At 70.9% G+C, this 18,180-nt stretch carries 15 protein-coding genes; 6 read left to right on the top strand and 9 right to left on the bottom strand.

Annotated elements, in window-relative coordinates:
- Positions 1-21 precede the first annotated feature (21 nt).
- Entirely contained in the window at positions 22-1,299 is a 1,278-nt protein-coding gene (locus tag ABZ454_RS30525) for an extracellular solute-binding protein (RefSeq protein WP_356322416.1), read from the bottom strand.
- Between the two features lie 368 nt (positions 1,300-1,667).
- Here ABZ454_RS30525 and ABZ454_RS30520 point away from each other — a divergent pair, with 368 nt between their 5' ends.
- Both ABZ454_RS30520 and ABZ454_RS30515 read left to right on the top strand, forming a co-directional pair.
- The gene (locus tag ABZ454_RS30520) at positions 1,668-2,735 is read left to right on the top strand and encodes a LacI family DNA-binding transcriptional regulator (protein WP_359542746.1); all 1,068 of its coding nucleotides are present in this window, start codon (positions 1,668-1,670) and stop codon (positions 2,733-2,735) included.
- A 135-nt stretch (positions 2,736-2,870) separates the two neighbouring features.
- Positions 2,871-3,791 (top strand): phosphatase PAP2 family protein, encoded by a 921-nt coding sequence (locus ABZ454_RS30515; RefSeq protein WP_356322435.1) that lies wholly within the window; start codon positions 2,871-2,873, stop codon positions 3,789-3,791.
- Positions 3,792-4,005: 214 nt separating this feature from the next.
- On the opposite strand, the gene ABZ454_RS30510 is transcribed toward ABZ454_RS30515, so the two are convergent.
- Positions 4,006-6,999, bottom strand: coding sequence for a bifunctional [glutamine synthetase] adenylyltransferase/[glutamine synthetase]-adenylyl-L-tyrosine phosphorylase (locus tag ABZ454_RS30510; protein ID WP_356322418.1), 2,994 nt, complete (start codon positions 6,997-6,999; stop codon positions 4,006-4,008).
- Positions 7,000-7,369: 370 nt separating this feature from the next.
- Here ABZ454_RS30510 and ABZ454_RS30505 point away from each other — a divergent pair, with 370 nt between their 5' ends.
- Positions 7,370-7,885, top strand: a complete 516-nt coding sequence (locus tag ABZ454_RS30505; RefSeq protein WP_359542744.1) for a pyridoxamine 5'-phosphate oxidase family protein — start codon at positions 7,370-7,372, stop codon at positions 7,883-7,885.
- A gap of 36 nt (positions 7,886-7,921) precedes the next feature.
- Here ABZ454_RS30505 and ABZ454_RS30500 read toward each other — a convergent pair whose 3' ends face one another.
- On the bottom strand, positions 7,922-8,713 hold the full coding sequence (locus ABZ454_RS30500) for a putative protein N(5)-glutamine methyltransferase (RefSeq protein ID WP_359542742.1): 792 nt from the start codon (positions 8,711-8,713) through the stop codon (positions 7,922-7,924).
- Between the two features lie 212 nt (positions 8,714-8,925).
- Entirely contained in the window at positions 8,926-9,153 is a 228-nt protein-coding gene (locus ABZ454_RS30495; RefSeq protein ID WP_356322421.1) for a hypothetical protein, read from the bottom strand.
- Between the two features lie 147 nt (positions 9,154-9,300).
- Between ABZ454_RS30495 and ABZ454_RS30490 the strand changes: the two genes are divergently transcribed.
- Positions 9,301-9,891: a TetR family transcriptional regulator gene (locus ABZ454_RS30490; protein ID WP_359542740.1), complete on the top strand. Its 591-nt coding sequence runs from the start codon at positions 9,301-9,303 to the stop codon at positions 9,889-9,891.
- Positions 9,892-9,941: 50 nt separating this feature from the next.
- Here the strand turns inward: ABZ454_RS30490 and ABZ454_RS30485 are convergent, their stop codons facing one another.
- The 5 genes from ABZ454_RS30485 to glnA form a co-directional block, all read right to left on the bottom strand.
- Positions 9,942-10,358 carry a universal stress protein gene (locus ABZ454_RS30485; protein WP_356322423.1) on the bottom strand — a complete coding sequence of 139 codons (417 nt, stop codon included), beginning with the start codon at positions 10,356-10,358 and terminating at the stop codon, positions 9,942-9,944.
- 1 nt (position 10,359) lies between these two features.
- Positions 10,360-11,853 (bottom strand): APC family permease, encoded by a 1,494-nt coding sequence (locus tag ABZ454_RS30480; protein ID WP_356322424.1) that lies wholly within the window; start codon positions 11,851-11,853, stop codon positions 10,360-10,362.
- Positions 11,854-11,978: 125 nt separating this feature from the next.
- Positions 11,979-13,199, bottom strand: coding sequence for a saccharopine dehydrogenase C-terminal domain-containing protein (locus tag ABZ454_RS30475; RefSeq protein ID WP_356322425.1), 1,221 nt, complete (start codon positions 13,197-13,199; stop codon positions 11,979-11,981).
- 185 nt (positions 13,200-13,384) lie between these two features.
- Positions 13,385-14,608: an NADH:flavin oxidoreductase gene (locus ABZ454_RS30470; protein ID WP_359542738.1), complete on the bottom strand. Its 1,224-nt coding sequence runs from the start codon at positions 14,606-14,608 to the stop codon at positions 13,385-13,387.
- A 241-nt stretch (positions 14,609-14,849) separates the two neighbouring features.
- Entirely contained in the window at positions 14,850-16,211 is a 1,362-nt protein-coding gene (gene glnA, locus ABZ454_RS30465; protein ID WP_356322427.1) for a type I glutamate--ammonia ligase, read from the bottom strand.
- 241 nt (positions 16,212-16,452) lie between these two features.
- Between glnA and ABZ454_RS30460 the strand changes: the two genes are divergently transcribed.
- Together ABZ454_RS30460 and ABZ454_RS30455 are read left to right on the top strand one after the other, a co-directional pair.
- Positions 16,453-17,130: a DUF3105 domain-containing protein gene (locus tag ABZ454_RS30460; protein WP_356322428.1), complete on the top strand. Its 678-nt coding sequence runs from the start codon at positions 16,453-16,455 to the stop codon at positions 17,128-17,130.
- Positions 17,127-17,855 carry a DUF305 domain-containing protein gene (locus ABZ454_RS30455; RefSeq protein WP_359542735.1) on the top strand — a complete coding sequence of 243 codons (729 nt, stop codon included), beginning with the start codon at positions 17,127-17,129 and terminating at the stop codon, positions 17,853-17,855. The genes ABZ454_RS30460 and ABZ454_RS30455 overlap by 4 nt, the downstream gene beginning before the upstream one ends.
- The last annotated feature ends 325 nt before the right edge of the window (positions 17,856-18,180 follow it).

Here is an 18,180-nt window from a genome sequence, read left to right as displayed (position 1 = left end):
CAGCCGGCCTGCCTTCCTGAGTTACTTCCAGCCCTTGAGGAGCTTGCGGTAGGAGTCGCCGGTCGTCTTGACGGCCTTCTCCGGGGAGGTCTGGCCGGTGAGGACCTTGGTGTACTCGGTGACGAGCGGGGCGAAGAGGCTGCCGGTCTCCGGGATCCAGGGACGCTCGACCGCGCTCTCGACGACCGGCTTGAAGAAGCCGACGATCTCGTTGTCGACGACGCTCTCCTCGGCGTAGGCGGAGGTGCGGGTCGGCAGGAGGTTGAGCTCCTTGGTGACCTGGGCCTGCGTCTTGACGGAGGTCATGTAGTCGACGAAGGCGTAGGAGGCGTCGAGGTTCTTGGAACCGGCGTAGACGGCCAGGTTGTGACCGCCCTGCGGGGCGCCCTGGGCGGCGGAGCCGGCCGGGACCGGGGCGACACCCAGGTTGGCCTTGTCCTTGAACTCCTTGCCGGCGTACGTGTCGGCGACGGCCCACGGGCCGTTGATCATCATCGCGACGTCGCCGTCCTTGAAGGACGACTGCATGTTCTCCCAGCCGTCCGTCGCGTCGGTCTTCGCGGCCCCGGAGTCGACCAGGTCCTTGACGACCTTCATCGCCTTGACACCGGCGGCGTTGTCGATGGTGACGGACTTGTTGGAGGCGTCGACCATGTCGCCGCCCTCGCCGTACAGGAAGGAGAGGAACCAGTACGCGTCGTCGCCGCGCAGGTAGAAGCCGGTCTTGCCGGTCTTGGACTTGATCTGCTTCGAGACGGTCTTCAGCTCGTCGATCGACTTCGGGACCTCGACGCCGGCCTCCTTGAAGATCTTCTTGTTGTAGAAGATGCCCATGGAGTCGATGACCTGCGGCACCGCGTACGTCTTGCCGTCGTACTTGGTGGACGCCGCGGCCTGCTTCAGGAAGTCGTCCTGCTTCACCAGGGCGGTGGTGCCGTCCAGCGGGGCCAGGTAACCGAGGTCCGCGAACTCGGGAGTCCAGGCGACCTCGGAGCGGATCACGTCGGGGGCGCCGGAGCCGGACTGGGCCGCGTTCTTGAACTTGTTCTGAGCCTCACCGAAAGGCACGTTGACGTACTTGACGTCGACCTTCGGGTGCTGCTTCTCGAAGCCCTCGGCAATCTTCTTGAAGACCTTGTCCTCGCTGCCCGCGGTGGAGGTGTCCCACCACGTCACGGTGCCGGAGAGCTCGCCCGAGCCCTTGGCGGTGTCCTTGGAACCGTCGTCATCGCTGCCGCAGGCGGTCGCCGCGAGCGCCAGGGCCGCGACCAGGGCGGTGGCCGTTATGCCACGTCGCATCTGAACTCCTTCAACTGCCGTACCGCTCCGTCGCGGCGCCGGGTCGACGTGAACGTAACAAGGATGAAAGACGGCCGAAAGAGTTTGCGGAAGATTTCTGCAAGCTTCGGCGATCGTTACATTCGCGTGTCCTCACGGTTGCCGTCAAGCCTCTTGACGGGAGTGCTCGACCCCTGGCAGTAGCGGGCCACCACGTCCGATTCCGCAGTGCGACGATCCGACCGCAGGCCGCAAACCCGTCTCGCAAGCTCTTGCAAGATGTTGCCGCCAGGGTGCGCGGCCCACCCTCACCGACCCCGTGCGGGCGCTGTCGCCCGATTCCTGCGCATGGTGGGCAATCCGACCCCCGCCCGGTACAGTCCAGTCCCATGACCGCACGGCTTGCCGATATCGCAACTCAGGCGGGGGTCAGCGAAGCGACGGTCAGCCGCGTATTGAACGGCAAGCCCGGTGTTGCCGCGACCACCCGCGAATCCGTCCTCGCCGCGCTCGACGTCCTCGGCTACGAACGGCCCGTCCGGCTGCGCCGGCGCAGCGCCGGCCTGGTCGGTCTGATCACGCCCGAGCTGGAGAACCCCATCTTCCCGGCGCTCGCCCAGGTCATCGGCCAGGCGCTGACGCGGCAGGGCTACACCCCGGTGCTGGCGACCCAGACTCCCGGCGGCTCCACCGAGGACGAACTCACGGAGATGCTGGTCGACCGGGGCGTCTCCGGCATCATCTTCGTCTCCGGACTGCACGCCGACACCTCGGCCGACATGCAGCGCTACGAACAACTGCGCGCCCAGGGCGTGCCCTTCGTCCTGGTCAACGGCTTCTCCCCCAAGGTGCAGGCCCCGTTCATCTCACCGGACGACCGGGCCGCCATGCGGCTCGCGGTCACGCACCTGGTGTCGCTGGGCCACACCCGGATCGGGCTGGCGGTCGGCCCGAAGCGCTTCGTCCCCGTACTCCGCAAGATCGAGGGCTTCCACGCCACGATGCAGGAGCAGTTGAACCTGACCGCGGACGAGGTGGAGGAGCTGATCCAGCACTCCCTGTACACGCTGGAGGGCGGCCAGGCGGCCGCCTCGGCGCTGATGGAGCGGGGCTGCACGGCGGTCGTGTGCGCGAGCGACATGATGGCGCTCGGCGCGATCCGGGCCGCGCGCCGGCTTTCCCGGGACGTACCGCGCGACCTCTCGGTGGTCGGCTACGACGACTCCCCGCTCATAGCGTTCACCGATCCGCCGCTGACCACGATCCGGCAGCCGGTGACGGCGATGGGCCAGGCCGCGGTGCGCACGCTCCTGGAGGAGATCGGCGGCACACCCGCCCCGCACAGCGAGTTCGTCTTCATGCCGGAACTGGTCGTACGCGGTTCGACGGCCGCGGGCCCCGGCCCCGGCGCGGCCAGCACCGCCCCGGCCCTCCCAGGGTCCCACGCGCGTCCGTAGCCCGCAGGACGTGCAGGCCGCTCTCGACCGGAGGATCATCGGGCGGAGGGGGCGAATCTGGCAGACTCTGTGCCTATGGGTGAATTGAGCGTGAAACCACAGGAAGGCCGTCCGGAGGCCACCCCGTCACCCATCGTGAACGAGGCGGCTCCCGAGGCGAATACGCGGCAGAACGGCCACGCGACGCGGTTCGGCAGACTGCGCGACCGGGGCCTCGCGGGACTTCGTGCCCCACGGTCGCCCCGGCGGCCGCGCATCTGGTTCGAGATCCTTCTGATCGCCGTCAGTTACTGGCTCTATTCGCTGGTGCGCAACGCCGTCCCCGAACAGAAGGCGGCGGCCCTCTCCAACGCCGACTGGCTCTGGTCCGTCGAGCGGTTCCTGGGCATCGGCGTGGAGCGGTCGGTCAACCACGCCGTCAACTCGGTGACATGGCTGATCGTGTCGATGAACTACTACTACGCGACCCTGCACTTCGTCGTCACCATCGGCGTGCTCGTCTGGTTGTTCCGCCGCCACCCCGGCCGCTACGCGCCGGCCCGCCTGACGCTGTTCGCGACCACGGCGGTGGCGCTGCTCGGCTACTACCTGTACCCGCTGGCCCCGCCCCGGCTGATGAACGGCGGCCACTTCATCGACACGGTCATGGTCCACCAGACCTGGGGTTCGATGGCGTCGGGCAACTTCAAACAGATGTCGAACCAGTACGCGGCGATGCCCTCCATGCACATCGGATGGTCACTGTGGTGCGGCCTGACCGTCTTCGCCCTGGCGTCCGCCCCCTGGGCGCGCATCCTGGGCCTGCTCTACCCGATGGTCACGCTGATCGTGATCGTGTCCACCGCGAACCACTTCTGGCTGGACGCGGTGGGCGGCATGGCGTGCCTGGCCTTCGGTTACGCGGTGTCGTACGCGTGGTACGGAGCGCTGCCGCACCACCTGCCGAAACTGATCCCCCCGAAACCGGCCGCCCGCACCCGCCTGGCCGCGCTGAGCCGACAGCCCCAAGCCCCCGCCGAACGCCGGCCGGCCACCTCCCGCCCTTCCGGCGATTGAGCGAGCAGGGGGCCCAAGCGGAGCGGCGCTCCTCAAGCCCCTCCGGCGACTGAGGAGCGGGGCAGAATCAAGCCCCTCCGGCGATTGAGGAGCGGGGTACGGGGCAGCGCCCCGAAACCCCGACGCGCCCGCACCCGCACCCGCACCATGCCCCCTCCTCTCCGCCAGGCGGCCGCGCCCCGTCACCCCCGAAACGGCCCCGCCAGGGGCCCCCTCACGCCGCCCCGTAGAACCGCTCCTCCACCACCGCCCGAGCCCTCCGGGTGATCCGCCGGTAGTCGTCCAGCATGTCCCCGACATGACCGGGCTCGTACCCCAGGTACCGCCCCACCGCGGTCAGCTCCCTCGGCCCGGAGGGGAACGTGTCACCCGGCCGCCCGCGCACCAGCATCACCGCGTTGCGGACCCGGGTCGCCAGCACCCACGCCTCGTCCAGCGTCTGCGCGTCCTCGACGGGGATCAGGCCCGCTCCGCACGCCGCGGCCAGCGCCTCCCTGGTGCGGGTGGTGCGCAGCCCCGGCTCCACCCAGCCGTGCTGCATCTGCATCAGTTGGACCGTCCATTCGACGTCGCTCAGCCCGCCCCGGCCCAGCTTGGTGTGCAGGGTCGCGTCCGCGCCGCGCGGCAGCCGCTCGGACTCCATCCGGGCCTTCAGCCGCCGGATCTCCCGGACCGCGTCCTCCCCCAGCCCCTCCATCGGATACCGCAGCGGGTCGATGAGCTCGATGAAGTCGCGGCCCAGGTCGATGTCGCCCGCGAGCGGCTGGGCCCGCAGCAGGGCCTGGCTCTCCCAGACGAGCGACCAGCGCCGGTAGTACGCCTCGTACGACTTCAGCGTGCGCACCAGCGGCCCGCTCTTGCCCTCGGGACGCAGGTCCGCGTCGATGAGCAGCGGCGGGTCCGCGGTGGGCAGCTGGAGGAGCCGGCGCATCTCGGAGACCACCCGGTTCGCGGCCCGGCTCGCCTCCTGCTCGTCGACGCCCTCGCGCGGCGCGTGGACGAACAGGACGTCCGCGTCGGAGCCGTACCCGAGCTCGTGGCCGCCGAAGCGGCCCATGCCGATCACCGCGAACCGGGTGGGCAGGGTGTCGCCCCACTCCGCGCGGACGGCGGCGCGCAGCGCCCCGGCGATCGTGACGGCGTTCAGATCGGTGAGGGCGCTGCCGACCCGGTCGACGAGCGCCCCGGGGTCGGGTTCGGCCGGGCTCTCCTCGGTGCCGTAGGAGCCGATGAGGTCGGCGGCCGTCGTACGGAACAGCTCGCGCCGCCGCACCCCCCGCACCACCGCCACCGCGGATTCCGCGTCCTCCGCGCGTCCCACCGCGGCCAGCACCTCCTGCTCCAGGTGGTTCCGGCTGCGGGGCTTCAGGCCCTGGGGGTCACCGAGGATCGCGACGGCCTCGGGGGCCCGCAGCAGCAGGTCGGGGGCGAGCCGGCCGGCCGACAGGACCCGGGCCAGGTTCTCCGCGGCCGCGCCCTCGTCCCGTAGGAGCCGCAGGTACCACGGGGTCTTGCCGAGCGCGTCGGACACCTTGCGGAAGCCGAGGAGCCCGGCGTCCGGGTCGGCGGAGTCGGCGAACCAGCCGAGCAGCACCGGCAGCAGCGTGCGCTGGATGGCGGCCTTGCGCGACACCCCGGAGGACAGGGCCTCCAGGTGCCGCAGGGCCGCCGCCGGGTCCTCGTACCCGAGGGCTTCCAGGCGGTGCGCGGCGGCCTTCGCGCTGAGCCGGGACTCGCCGGGCGCGAGCTGGGCGACGGCGTCGAGCAGCGGCCGGTAGAACAGCTTCTCGTGCAGCCGCCGCACCACGGACGCGTGCCGCTTCCAGGCCTGGTTGAGCTCGGCGATGGGGTCGGTGCGCATGCCGAGGGAGCGTCCGAGCCGCCGCAGGTCGGGCTCGTCCACGGGGACCAGATGCGTGCGGCGCAGCCGGTAGAGCTGGATGCGGTGCTCCATGGCGCGCAGGAAGCGGTAGGCGTCGTCCAGCTGGGAGGCGTCCACCCGCCCCACGTAGCCGCCCTCGGCGAGCGCGCGCAGCGCCTCCAGGGTGGATCCGCTGCGCAGGGCGGGGTCGTTGCGGCCGTGCACGAGCTGGAGCAGCTGGACGGCGAACTCGACGTCCCGCAGGCCGCCGGGACCGAGCTTGATCTCGCGGTCGATCCGGTCGGCGGGGATGGTGTCGACGACGCGGCGGCGCATCTTCTGCACGTCGGGCACGAAGTTCTCGCGGTCGGCGGCCTGCCAGACGAGCGGCGAGACCGCCTCGACGTACTCGGCGCCCAGCTCGGCGTCTCCGGCCACCGGCCGGGCCTTGAGGAGCGCCTGGAACTCCCAGGTCTTGGCCCAGCGCTGGTAGTAGGCGAGGTGCGAGCTGAGCGTGCGCACGAGGGGCCCGTTGCGGCCCTCCGGCCGGAGATTGGCGTCGACGGGCCAGATGGTGCCCTCGACGGTCGTGTCGGCGCAGACCCGCATCATGTGCGCGGCCAGCCGGGTGGCGGCCTGCATGGCCGCGCTCTCCTCGGCTCCGTCGACGGGCTCCGCCACGAAGATGACGTCGACGTCGGAGACGTAGTTCAGCTCGTGCCCGCCGCACTTGCCCATCGCGATGACGGCGAGCCGGCACAGCGCGGCGTCGGCGGGCGCGGCCGTACGGGCGATGGCGAGCGCGGCCCGGAGCGTGGCGGTGGCCAGGTCGGCCAGTTCGGCGGCGGTCTCGGCGACGTCCGTCGTGCCGCACACGTCGCGGGCCGCTATCGACAGCAGGCACCTGCGGTAGGCGACGCGCAGTGCGTCCGGATCGTCGGCCCCGGCCAGCTCGTGCTCGAACTCGGGAACGCCGGGGTGCAGATCGGCCGCCTCGTACGTGACGAGCGCCTGCCAGTCGCGCGGGTGCCGGGCCAGGTGGTCGCCGAGGGCCTCGGACGCGCCGAGCACGCCGAGGAGCCGGTCCCGCAGGGGCTTGGCGGTGACGAGCGTGTCCAGCAGGATCTGTCGCTCGTCGGCCTCCTCGGCCTCGACGAGCCGGACGACCCCGCGCAGCGCGAGATCGGGGTCGGCGGTGGCCCCGAGGGCGTCGAGGAGGACCGGGTCGGAGCGTACGGAGGACAGTTCCGGCAGGTCCAGCAGCGCCTCGGCGGCGGACGGGTCGGTGAAACCGTGTCGCAGCAGTCGGGTGAACGTACTGCTCCTGCGTCCCGGCAACGTCGTCATTCCGCGCTCTCCTGCTCGCCGCCCGATCACCACCCAGTTCTACGAGCTTAGACCGACCGGCACATGGGGGTGGGTGAGGGAGCGGGGCCGGGTGCGGGCGGCGACCGGGCGGAGGACCGAGCCGTGGCGCAAGGGCCTCCCTGACCGAGCGCGAAGCCGGGGGCTCGGGGAACATGGTGAGGACGACGCTGTCGGCGGGGGCACCTGCCTGCCCTGTTCCGAAGCCGGGAGCTTCGGGGGAACGCGTGCCCGGCCCCGCCACGCCCCCTGTGCCGGCCGGTCCGGTCCCGCACCGATGAGTGCGGGGCGTGTGCGCAGTCCGTACTGGGGAGGCAGGATCGCTTTCAGGACTCGACCGGGAGGACCGACCATGTCCGCATCCGAACCAGTCGCCGAGCTGGACCCCCGCTACAGCAGCCCCGGCGCGGTGCCCAGCCCCTGGGCCGGCGCCCGGCGGCTGCTGTCCGAGGCCGAGCTGTACTGGCTGAGCACGGTCCGTCCGGACGGCCGCCCCCATGTCACCCCGCTGATCGGGGTCTGGTGGCAGGGCGCGCTGCACTTCTGCACAGGCCCCGAGGAACGCAAGGCCCGCAATCTGGCGGCCAACGTCGAGGTCGTCCTCACGACCGGGTGCAATTCCTGGTCGGAGGGGCTCGACGTGGTGGTCGAGGGCCGGGCGGAGCGGGTGACCGACGAGGGCAGGCTGACCGCGCTCGCGGAGGCGTGGAAGTCGAAGTACGGCGAGGAATGGCACTTCGACGTGACCGACGGCGCTTTCGTGGGCTCGCTGGACAACCGGGCCGAGGTCTTCGCGGTGTCCCCGCGGACGGTGTTCGGCTTCGGCAAGGGTGACCCGTTCACGCAGACCCGGTGGCACTTCGCCTGAGTCGATGTCCTGAACGGGCCCGTGCGGGATATCCGCTCAGCCGGCCGGCAGGGTCCCGATCACGACGGTGGCGTACAGCTCGTCGGAGGTGACCACGCGCGGAACGAGCCCGCTGCCGCCGACGACCTGCTCGGCCCGTGCCGCCTGCCGCTCACTGGCCTCGACCAGCAGGCTGCCGCCCGGCGCCAGCCACAGCGGCGCCTCGGCGGCCACCCGTCGCATGACGTCGAGGCCGTCGCCGCCTCCGTCGAGGGCGACGAGCGGCTCATGGACGCGCGCCTCGGCGGGCAGCAGGGCCACATCGTCCGTCGGTACGTACGGCACATTGGCGAGGAGCACGTCGACCCGCCCGCGCAGGGAGCCGGGCAAGGGGGCGAAGAGGTCTCCCTCGTAGACCCGGCCCAGGCGGCCGACGTTGCGCCGGGCGCAGCGCACCGCGGCGGGTTCGACATCGGTGGCGTGGAGCTCGACGCCGTCCAGCGCGGTGGCGAGCGCGGTGCCGAGCGCGCCCGAACCGCAGCAGAGGTCGACCACGACGGCCGGGCTCGGGGCCAGTGCCGCCGCCTGGCGGATCAGGAACTCGGTGCGGCGGCGGGGCACGAAGACCCCGGGGTCCACGGCGACGCGCAGGCCGCCGAACTCGGCCCAGCCGAGGACGTGTTCCAGGGGGTGGCCGGCGACCCGCCGTTCCACCATGGCGGCGAGGTCGTCGGTGCCGGCGGCGGTGGCGGCGAGCAGATCCGCCTCGTCCTCGGCGAAGACACAGCCGGCGGAACGCAGCGTGGTGACGAGCGAGGAGAGAGCGAGCGAAGACAGGAGGACGGGCATGGAGCGGAGCCTTTCGGGAAATGCCGAGGGGTGCTCCGCGGCCGGTTATGTCCGGCCGACCACGCGATCATGTGAGGAGAGCACCCAGCCTGCTACAGCGGTGATGGGTCCCACCTCCTTCGGTCCGTCCCCGTGCGGGGACCGTTCGGTACGCCCCGTACGGGGATGCGAAACACTACCGCAACCGGGAGCCGGTCCGGTCCCGTCCGGGCTCAGCGCTTCCTGGGCCCGTGGTCGTTGCCCCCGTCGAAGAGCCGGTTGTGGACGGCGATCGACGTGTTCGCCGCCCTGATGTCGCGGATCTGCGCGCTGTGGTGACGCTCGATCTGCCGGCCTTCGAAGTTCTCCGTACGCCGACGCCGTTCCTTCAGCAGCAGTTTCACGACCAGAAAGCCGATCGTGACGAACAGCAGTCCGAACAGCACGAAGATCTCTGTCATCGGTGGTCCCCCGTCCACGGCCGAAGAGGAATCGGCCGCTGGAGGGCCATTGTCGGATACCCGTCAGGAACCGTCCACTTCCCTCACCGCACGCCGCCCGGGCTGCCGTGCCCCGTCCGGCCGTTCCGGCCCCGGATAATGACCCGCATGGAGCGCTCTGTGGGACTGCGGGAACGCAAGAAGGAAGCCACCCGGCAGGCCGTGCACGAAGCGGCCTTGCGGCTGACCGTCGGGCACGGCTTCGACCAGCTCACGGTGGAGGCCGTGGCGGACGCGGCCGGGATCTCCCGCAGGACGTTCTCCAACTACTTCGCCGGCAAGGAGGACGCCCTTCTGCACGGCGAGGAACAGCAGATCAGGGAGCTCGTCCGGGCGGTGCGCGAACGCCCCGCCGAGGAGGGCGCCTGGACGGCGCTGCGGGCGGCGACGACACAGTTCGCCGAGCGCGTCGCACCCCCCGAGCGCGAATGGGCCGTCCGCACCCGCCTCGCCATGCACCACCCCTCCCTCCTGGCCCGCCAGCTGGCCAACCACGCGGCGATGGAACGTGACTTGGCCGAGGCCGTGGCCGCCCGCCCGTCCCACTCGACGGACCCGGCCCGCCCCGTGGTCCTCGCGGCGGCGTTCCTCTCCTCGCTGCGGATCGCGATGCGGATGTGGATCGAGGAGGAGCTGGCCCGGGAGCCCATCGAGGTGATCGACGAGATCCTGGACGAGATGGGGCGGAGCTTCACCTGAGTGCGGGAGCGCGAGGCCGCAGGGAGGGCCGGAGCGCCCGGCTGACGGGCTCAGTCCTCCGTCGGCACACAGAGCACCGGCACGCTCGACAGGTGCAGGAGCTTGTGCGGGGTGGAGCCGAGAAGTGCTCCGCGTATCGGACTCTCCCCCCAGCTGCCCACCACGATGACCCGGGCCCCATGACGTGCGGCGGCCTCGATCAGGGCCTGCGCCGGAACGCGGTCGATCACCTCGACGGAAGCCGGCACGCCCGCCGCGTCGGCGGCCGCGAGCGCACGTTCGAGGCCCGAGCGCCCGGCCTGGCGAACGGCGTCGTAGGCCGCCCGGTACTCCTCGCCCGTGGGGCCGGGCGGCGCCGCCCCGTACACCAGGACGAGCGGCTCGTCGTAGGCGGCGGCCACCTCGATCGCGATCTGCAGGGCGCGTGCGGCACCGGGCGACTCGTCGTAGCCGAGAACCACGGACATGTCAGGACTCCTTGCCGTGCACGAGGTCGGGATCGACCACACCGCGGCGCTCGGTCCAGAAGAGGGACGACCGCAGCCTCCACGCCACCATGAGCACCACACCGACCAGGCTGATGACGATACCGATGACGAGCGGCGGCCCGAGACCGAACCACGAGGTGCCGCTGTACGAGTTCGCGGGGTCAGACATGTCGATGACGGACCGGACGAGCAGCCAGGTCAGCAGGCCCGCTCCGACCAGCGGGCCGAACCCGATGAGCAGGAAGCTCCGTACGCTCCCGGTCAGATGGTGGCGGTAGTAGACCGCGCACGCCACACCGGTCAGCGCGTAGTAGAAGGCGATCAGCAGGGACAGCGCCGTCAGCGAGTCGAAGAGGGCGTTCTCGCTGATCTGGTTGACGACGAGGTACCAGGCGATGGCGATGGCAGCCACCCACCAGGTGCTCACGTCAGGTGTCCGGAACCGCGGACTGATGTGAGCGAAGTGCGCCGGCAGCGCTTGCCGGCGGGCCATCGACAGCGCGGTGCGGGAGGCCGGGATGATGGTGGTCTGGGTCGAGGCGAGCGCGGACGTCGCGACCGCGAGCAGCACGACCCAGTCCCAGCCGCCCATGACCTCCCGGGCGAGCAGGGCGAAGATGAACTCCTCCTCGTCGGCGTTCTCCGCCAGATACGCCGTTCCGGCGAACGCGACGACCGCGAAGCCGACGGACAGGTACGTCACCAGCAGGATGACGGTCGACCACACGCCCGCCTTGCCGGGAGCGGTCGCGGAGTCCTCGACCTCCTCGGTGAGATTGACGGCGGACTCCCAGCCCCAGTAGATGAACACGCCCAGCAGCAGCCCGCCGGTGAGGGCCGCGCCGCCCGCCCCGAACGGATTGAGCCACGCGGCGGACGGGTGGACGGAGTCGAACGACGTGGTGCCCGCGTAGACGCGGTAGAGCGCGACGATCACGAAGACCAGGAGGAAGGCGACCTGGGCGAGGATCAGCACGTTCTGCACCTTGGCCGAGAGCTCGGTGCCGATGACGCACAGTCCCGTCATCACGAGGATCAGGACCACGGTGAGCAGCTGGCGCACGAAGGCGTTGTCGGCCCAGCTGTCGAGGCCGACGGCCAGCAGCCCGAAGCTGACGGCGACGTCCGCCAGGGACCCCACCACCAGTACCCCGGTCATCGTGATGGCCCAGCCGCCGAGCCACCCCGTCCACGGCCCCATCGCGCGGGTCACCCAGGAGAACGTCGTCCCGCAGTCCTGGTCGACCTTGTTCAGGTAGTAGAAGGCGGAGGCGATGAGGAGCATCGGCACGAACGAGGCGAAGAGCACCCCGGGCGCGTAGATGCCGACGAGCGCGACGATCGGACCGATGACGGCCGCCACGGAGTAGGCCGGGGAGGTGGCGTTCAGCCCGATGACGAGCGCGTCGACGAAGCCGATCGCGTCGGGCTTCAGAGTCGCCGGCCGCGCTGGTTCGATCAGGTCCTCTGCCATGCGCCCTCGCTAGGTCATGGGCCGGGTGGGGATCGGGCGGAATGTGCTTTTCACATGCTATTGAGGCAGTTCCGGGTCAGCACATGCACCGGTGCACGCGGTGGGGCGGATGTACGGGCCACCGGTCACTGCTCGCGCATGGCCCACGGAGCGCCGTACTCGGTGAGCAGATCGAGGAACGGGCGCGGCGGCATGGCTTCGGGCCCCAGCACCCCGCTGCCGCTCCACACCCCACTCGCGACGAGTTCGAGGGCGGCCACGGGATTGATCGCGGTCTGCCAGACAACGGCCTGGGAGCCGTACTCCCGCATCGACCACTGGTTGTCGACGACGTGGTAGAGGTAGACCTCGCGGGGCCGGCCGTCCTTGACGCCCTTCACCCATGTTCCCGCGCACGTCTTGCCGTGCATCCGCTCCCCGAGGCCCGCCGGGTCGGGCAGACAGGCGGCGACCACGTCACGGGGCGATACCGCGGCCCGCCCCAGGTCACTCGCCACGGACACGGGGTCGGTCCGGTCGAGCCCGAGCATGTGGAGTGTGTGGAGCACCCCGATGAACTCGTCTCCCAGTCCGTACTTGAACGTGACCCGCCGGGCGTTCAGCCATCGCGGTACGAGGAGCACTTCCTCGTGCTCCACATTGACGCACTCCACGGGACCGATGCCTTCGGGGAAGTCGAAGACCTCCGGCTCGCTGAAGGGGGCCGTGGTGTACCAGCCCCGCTCCCGCTCGTAGACGACCGGCGGGTTCAGACACTCCTCGATGGTCGTCCAGATACTGAACGACGGGGCGAAGTCGTAGCCGTCCACGGTCAGGTTCGCCCCGTCCCGGATCCCGATCTCCTCGATCTCGTCGAAGAGCTCGTCGGAGGCGTACCGGGCGAACACATCGGACATGCCCGGCTCCACACCCATGCCCACGAGCGCGAGACGCCCCGCGGCCTCCCACTCCGCGGCCCGTTCGAACTGCGCGTCCCCGAGTTTGACCCCGCACTCCTCGTACGGACGGGCCGGGTGCGGCCGGGACAGAGACATGGCCATGTCGAGGTAGTGCGCGCCGTGGGCGAGAGCCGTCTCGAACAGCGGCAGCACGAAGCGGGGATCGGTGGCATTGAGCAGGACGTCGCAACGGTGCTCAGCGAGAGCCGCCGACACCGCCGACCGGTCCGAGGCGTCCAGCCGGACCGCGCTGAAGCGGCTGCCGCTCTCCCCCAGGGCCGCGACGGCCCGCTCCGCCCGCCCCAGGTCGAAGTCGGCGACCACCATGCGCCCGAAGAACGGGCGGCGGGCAGCGATCCTTGCGATCGCCGTGCCCACACCTCCCGCTCCGACCAAGAGGATGCGCATGGCTACACCACTCCTTCAGCTGTGCGGGTGATCCGGCAGTCGCTCGGCCACAGCACTGTCCGCTGAGGGCTGTCCCAGGAGCAGACGTCATGGGTCCACCATCGGACGACTCGCGTTGCCACGCCTCCAGGGTGCGCCCTTCCGGGGGCAGCCTCCGGCCGGGCCCCCGCCGGCCGGGCAACCGCTCAGCGGTCCGGTTCCCCGGTCAGCGGGCAGTGGGTGCGCGTGTAGATGGTGGGCATGCAGCGGTTGCAGTGGATGCACTGCGAGCGGGTGGCCGCGTCCCGGCCGATACGTCGCAACAGGTCGGGCTCGCGCAGCAGCGCGCGGGCCATCGCGACGAACTCGAAGCCCTCCGCCATGGCCCGGTCCATGCCCTCCCGGTCGGTGACCCCGCCGAGGAGGATCAGCGGCAGCCCCAGCGCGGCGCGGAACCGCCGGGCGGATTCGAGCAGGTACAGGGGGCGGTAGGGATACGTACGGAACACGCCGCGGCCCACCGCCCGGATCGCCAGGCGCTGCGGGAGGGGGAAGTTGGCCGCGAACTCGGCGACGGGGGCGCCGCCGCGGAACAGGTACATGGGATTCAGCAGCGAACTGCCCGCGGTCAGTTCGAGCGCGTCGACACTGCCGTCCTCCTCCAGCCACCGCGCGACCTGGAGGCCGTCGTCCACGGTGAGTCCGCCGGGCACGCCGTCCTTCATGTTCAGCTTGGCGGTGATGGCGAGGCGGTCCCCCAGCGCGTCACGCACCGCGCGGGTGATGCCCAGTGCCACGGCGGCGCGGGCGCGCAGTGAGCCGCCGAAGGCGTCGGTCCGGCGGTTCAGCCGGGGGCTGAGGAAGGCGCTGGCCAGGTAGTTGTGTCCGAGGTGGATCTCGACGGCGTCGAATCCGGCCTCGGCCACCAGGAGGGCGGCCTCGGCATGGGCCTTGACGACCCGGTCGATGTCCTCGGCGGTGGCCGCCTTGTTACGGCGCATGCTCAGCGCGTTGAACCCCGCCATCGGGGCGAGGGAGGCCAGCTGGTTGGACCGGCCGTCGGCCACCGGACCGGCATGACCCAGCTGGGCGCAGACGGCGGCGCCGGTACCGTGCACGGCATCGGCCAGCCTGCGCAGCCCGGGCAGCGCCTCGGGCCGCATCCACAGCTGCCGCCGCTCGGTGCGCCCCTCCGGCGCCACCGCGCAGTAGGCCACGGTGGTCATGGCGACGCCGCCCTCGGCAGGGCGCAGGTGGTAGTCGATGAGCTCCTGGGTGACCAGCGCGTCGGGGGTGGCGCCTTCGAACGTCGCGGCCTTGATGACCCGGTTCCGCAGCCTCAGCGGCCCGAGCCGGGCCGGCGCCAGCACATCCGGGCCACTGCGGGAAGCCTCCCCCGCACCCCTCTCCGTTCCCGGTGAGTCCGTCATGGCGCGCAGCATCGCAGGGAACTGACGAATAGTCAGCAACAAGGGGACGACGATTCTCCCGCACTCCGCTCCTCCGCGGGAGCGGCACGGCCGGAAGGCGGTGGACAGCGTGTACGAAGCCGTCGATGCGGCACCGGACGGCCCACAGCCGGCCCAGGACGCCTGAAGCAGCTTCGGGCCGACGGTGGGAAACCGTCGGCCCGAAGCCACGCACAAGCGCCTCAACGGCGCTGACCTGCGGTTACAGCACCGGCAGCAGCGCCTTCAGCTCGAAGGCCGTGACCTCGCTGCGGTACTCCTCCCACTCCTGCTTCTTGTTGCGCAGGAAGAAGTCGAAGACGTGCTCGCCGAGCGTCTCGGCGACCAGTTCGCTCTTCTCCATCAGCGAGATCGCCTCGCCCAGGTTCTGCGGCAGCGGCTCAATGCCCATGGCGCGGCGCTCCGCGTCGGACAGGGCCCAGACGTCGTCGTCGGCGCCGGCCGGGAGTTCGTAGCCCTCCTCGATGCCCTTGAGGCCCGCGGCCAGGAGCACCGCGTACGTCAGGTAGGGGTTGGCGCCGGAGTCGATGGAGCGGACCTCGACGCGGGCGGATCCCGTCTTGCCGGGCTTGTACATCGGGACGCGGATCAGCGCGGAGCGGTTGTTGTGGCCCCAGCAGATGTACGAGGGGGCTTCGCCGCCGGCGCCCGCGGCGCGGGAGGAGCCGCCCCAGATGCGCTTGTAGGAGTTGACCCACTGGTTGGTCACGGCGGAGATCTCCGCGGCGTGCTTGAGCAGGCCCGCGATGAAGGAGCGGCCGACCTTGGAGAGCTGGTACTCGGCGCCGGACTCGTAGAACGCGTTGCGGTCGCCCTCGAAGAGGGAGAGGTGGGTGTGCATGCCCGAGCCGGGGTACTCCGAGAACGGCTTCGGCATGAAGGTCGCCTGCACGCCCTGCTCCAGCGCGACCTGCTTCATGACCAGGCGGAAGGTCATGATGTTGTCGGCGGTGGAGAGCGCGTCCGCGTACCGCAGGTCGATCTCCTGCTGGCCGGGCGCGCCCTCGTGGTGGCTGAACTCGACCGAGATGCCCATGGATTCGAGCATGGTGATCGCCTGGCGGCGGAAGTCCATGCCGACGTTCTGCGGGGTGTGGTCGAAGTAGCCGGAGCTGTCGGCGGGGGTGGGGCGGCTGCCGTCGACCGGCTTGTCCTTCAGCAGGAAGAACTCGATCTCCGGGTGGGTGTAGAAGGTGAAGCCCAGGTCGGAGGTCTTGGCCAGGATGCGCTTGAGCACGTAGCGCGGGTCGGCGAAGGAGGGTGAGCCGTCCGGCATCAGGATGTCGCAGAACATCCGGGCCGTGCCCGGGGCCTCCGCGCGCCAGGGCAGGATCTGGAACGTGCCCGGGTCCGGCTTGGCGATCATGTCCGACTCGTACACCCGGGCGAAGCCCTCGATGGCGGAGCCGTCGAAGCCGATTCCCTCGTCAAACGCCTGTTCCAGCTCGGCGGGGGCCACCGCCACGGACTTGAGGTAACCGAGCACGTCGGTGAACCACAGCCGTACGAACCGGATGTCGCGCTCCTCAAGCGTCCTGAGGACGAATTCCTGCTGCTTGTCCATAGCCACATCCTTGCAGTTCAGACGGCCCGTGCACCACCGCCCGGGGTAAGGGGGGAAGTCCAGTATCACGACCCCGGATTTCACCCAGATTACGCACACGACGTGAGCTGGAGCACTCGGCCACCCACTACGATCGTCGGCCATGGCGCGTCCGGGGCGCGGCGGCCTCGCGAGGGCCCCGCGCGCACCGGTTCGCGACCCGTTCCGTCTTCTCATCGCCCCTTCGCAGAAGGACCACGACATGAGCTTCGACCGCAGGACCCGCATAGAGCAGATGCGCAAGGCCGACCGTGCGCGAGACCGCCGCGCCCGGGTGCTGGTCATCAGCGTCAGCGCCGTCGTCGTCGCAGGTCTCGTCACCTTCGGCGCCTACACGCTGGTCGACAGGTCCGAGGCCACGGCCGACCGGAAGGCCGCGGACGCCAAGAACGCCGAGCAGTCCGAGGCGGAGAAGAAGGAACTGGCCGACGGGCCGATCCAGGGCGAGAAGACGTGGGACGCGAAGAAGCTGACCCGCAACCACGTCACCGAGACCGTCTCGTACCCGATGAAGCCCCCGGTCGGCGGTGATCACAGTCCCGTCTGGATGAACTGCGACGGCGAGGTATACAAAGCGGCGATCCCTGACATGAACGCCGTGCACGCGCTGGAGCACGGTTCGGTGTGGGTGACGTACACCGACAAGGCCTCGGCCGCCGATGTGGACAAGCTCGCCGAGCGGGTCGCGAAGACCCCGTACTCGCTGATGAGCCCGTACAAGGACCAGGCCGGCACCCTCATGCTGAGCGCCTGGGGCAAGCAGGTCACGGTGGACAGCGCCGATGACCGCCGGGTGGCGCAGTTCTTCGCCAAGTACGTACAGGGCCCGCAGACGCCCGAGCCGGGTGCGGCGTGCACCGGCGGGCGGGAGGCTCCGTGACCGTCACCGCACGCGCCCGGCGCGCCCGGTGGGCGGCGGGTTCCGCCGTCGCGCTCGCGGTGCTGTGCGCGGGGGCGGCGACGGTCGCCTCCGCGCGGGACGACGGGACGGACCACCACGCGGCCGCCCCCGCACCGCAGGTCCCGGCGACCGATTCCGCGGACGCCGGGTTCGCCCGCGACATGGCCGTCCACCATCAGCAGGCGGTGGAGATGTCCTTCATCGTCCGGGACCGCACCGATGACGAGGACGTGCGCCGTTTCGCGTACGACATCGCCAACACACAGGCCAACCAGCGGGGCATGCTGCTCGGCTGGCTGGACCTGTGGGAGCTGCCGAAAGCGGCCGCCGGGCAGGAGCCGATGGCCTGGATGGCGGAGCGGCACGAGGGGCACGAGGGGCACGACATGGCCGGGATGCCGGGCATGGGCAGCGGGTACGAGGCACACGACGGGTCACTCATGCCCGGGATGGCTACCCGTACCGAGCTCGGACAGCTCCGCCGGGCCAGTGGCGAGCAGGCCGAGATCCTGTACCTCCAGCTGATGACCGACCACCACGAGGGCGGGGTCGACATGGCCCGCGGCTGCGCACGGCTGTGCACCGTGAAGGCCGAGAAGCGACTGGCCCAGGGCATGGTCGAGGGCCAGCGGTCCGAGCTGGACGCCATGGCCCGGATGCTGGCCGACCGCGGGGCGGCGCCCCGGCCCGCGAAGGCGCCCTGAGGACTGCCGGACGGCGGACTGTTCCTCCCCGCCTCGCACCCGAACGGGTGAAGGCGCTCGCGTACCCCGGCCGAGCCCCCGACGGGGGTTCGCCCGGGGCGCGCGCGCCCGTCGGCGCGCCGGAGGAACCCCCGGGCATCCGGCGTAAGGGCCGGTACGCCGTACGAACGGTGGTGGCCCGACACCCGCCGCGCACGGGGCGGTGCACCACCGTTCGCCTGCCTGACGGCGTTAGCGTGACCGATATGTCCGGAACGCCAGGTGTGACCCGATGATGGCGGTCGCCGAACAGCCGCACATCCTCACGCGGCTTCCTCCGGACGCC

It is taken from the genome of Streptomyces sp. NPDC005803 (assembly GCF_040630435.1).
GTDB lineage: Bacteria > Actinomycetota > Actinomycetes > Streptomycetales > Streptomycetaceae > Streptomyces.
This window is presented reverse-complemented; position numbering and strand designations above follow the sequence as displayed.

Coding starts and splice junctions, on each gene's coding strand:
- ABZ454_RS30525 (WP_356322416.1), bottom strand. CDS start 1,299: ATGCGACGTGGCATAACGGCCACCGCCCTGGTCGCGGCCCTGGCGCTC.
- ABZ454_RS30520 (WP_359542746.1), top strand. CDS start 1,668: ATGACCGCACGGCTTGCCGATATCGCAACTCAGGCGGGGGTCAGCGAA.
- ABZ454_RS30510 (WP_356322418.1), bottom strand. CDS start 6,999: ATGACGACGTTGCCGGGACGCAGGAGCAGTACGTTCACCCGACTGCTG.
- ABZ454_RS30505 (WP_359542744.1), top strand. CDS start 7,370: ATGTCCGCATCCGAACCAGTCGCCGAGCTGGACCCCCGCTACAGCAGC.
- ABZ454_RS30500 (WP_359542742.1), bottom strand. CDS start 8,713: ATGCCCGTCCTCCTGTCTTCGCTCGCTCTCTCCTCGCTCGTCACCACG.
- ABZ454_RS30495 (WP_356322421.1), bottom strand. CDS start 9,153: ATGACAGAGATCTTCGTGCTGTTCGGACTGCTGTTCGTCACGATCGGC.
- ABZ454_RS30490 (WP_359542740.1), top strand. CDS start 9,301: ATGGAGCGCTCTGTGGGACTGCGGGAACGCAAGAAGGAAGCCACCCGG.
- ABZ454_RS30485 (WP_356322423.1), bottom strand. CDS start 10,358: ATGTCCGTGGTTCTCGGCTACGACGAGTCGCCCGGTGCCGCACGCGCC.
- ABZ454_RS30480 (WP_356322424.1), bottom strand. CDS start 11,853: ATGGCAGAGGACCTGATCGAACCAGCGCGGCCGGCGACTCTGAAGCCC.
- ABZ454_RS30475 (WP_356322425.1), bottom strand. CDS start 13,199: ATGCGCATCCTCTTGGTCGGAGCGGGAGGTGTGGGCACGGCGATCGCA.
- ABZ454_RS30470 (WP_359542738.1), bottom strand. CDS start 14,608: ATGACGGACTCACCGGGAACGGAGAGGGGTGCGGGGGAGGCTTCCCGC.
- glnA (WP_356322427.1), bottom strand. CDS start 16,211: ATGGACAAGCAGCAGGAATTCGTCCTCAGGACGCTTGAGGAGCGCGAC.
- ABZ454_RS30460 (WP_356322428.1), top strand. CDS start 16,453: ATGAGCTTCGACCGCAGGACCCGCATAGAGCAGATGCGCAAGGCCGAC.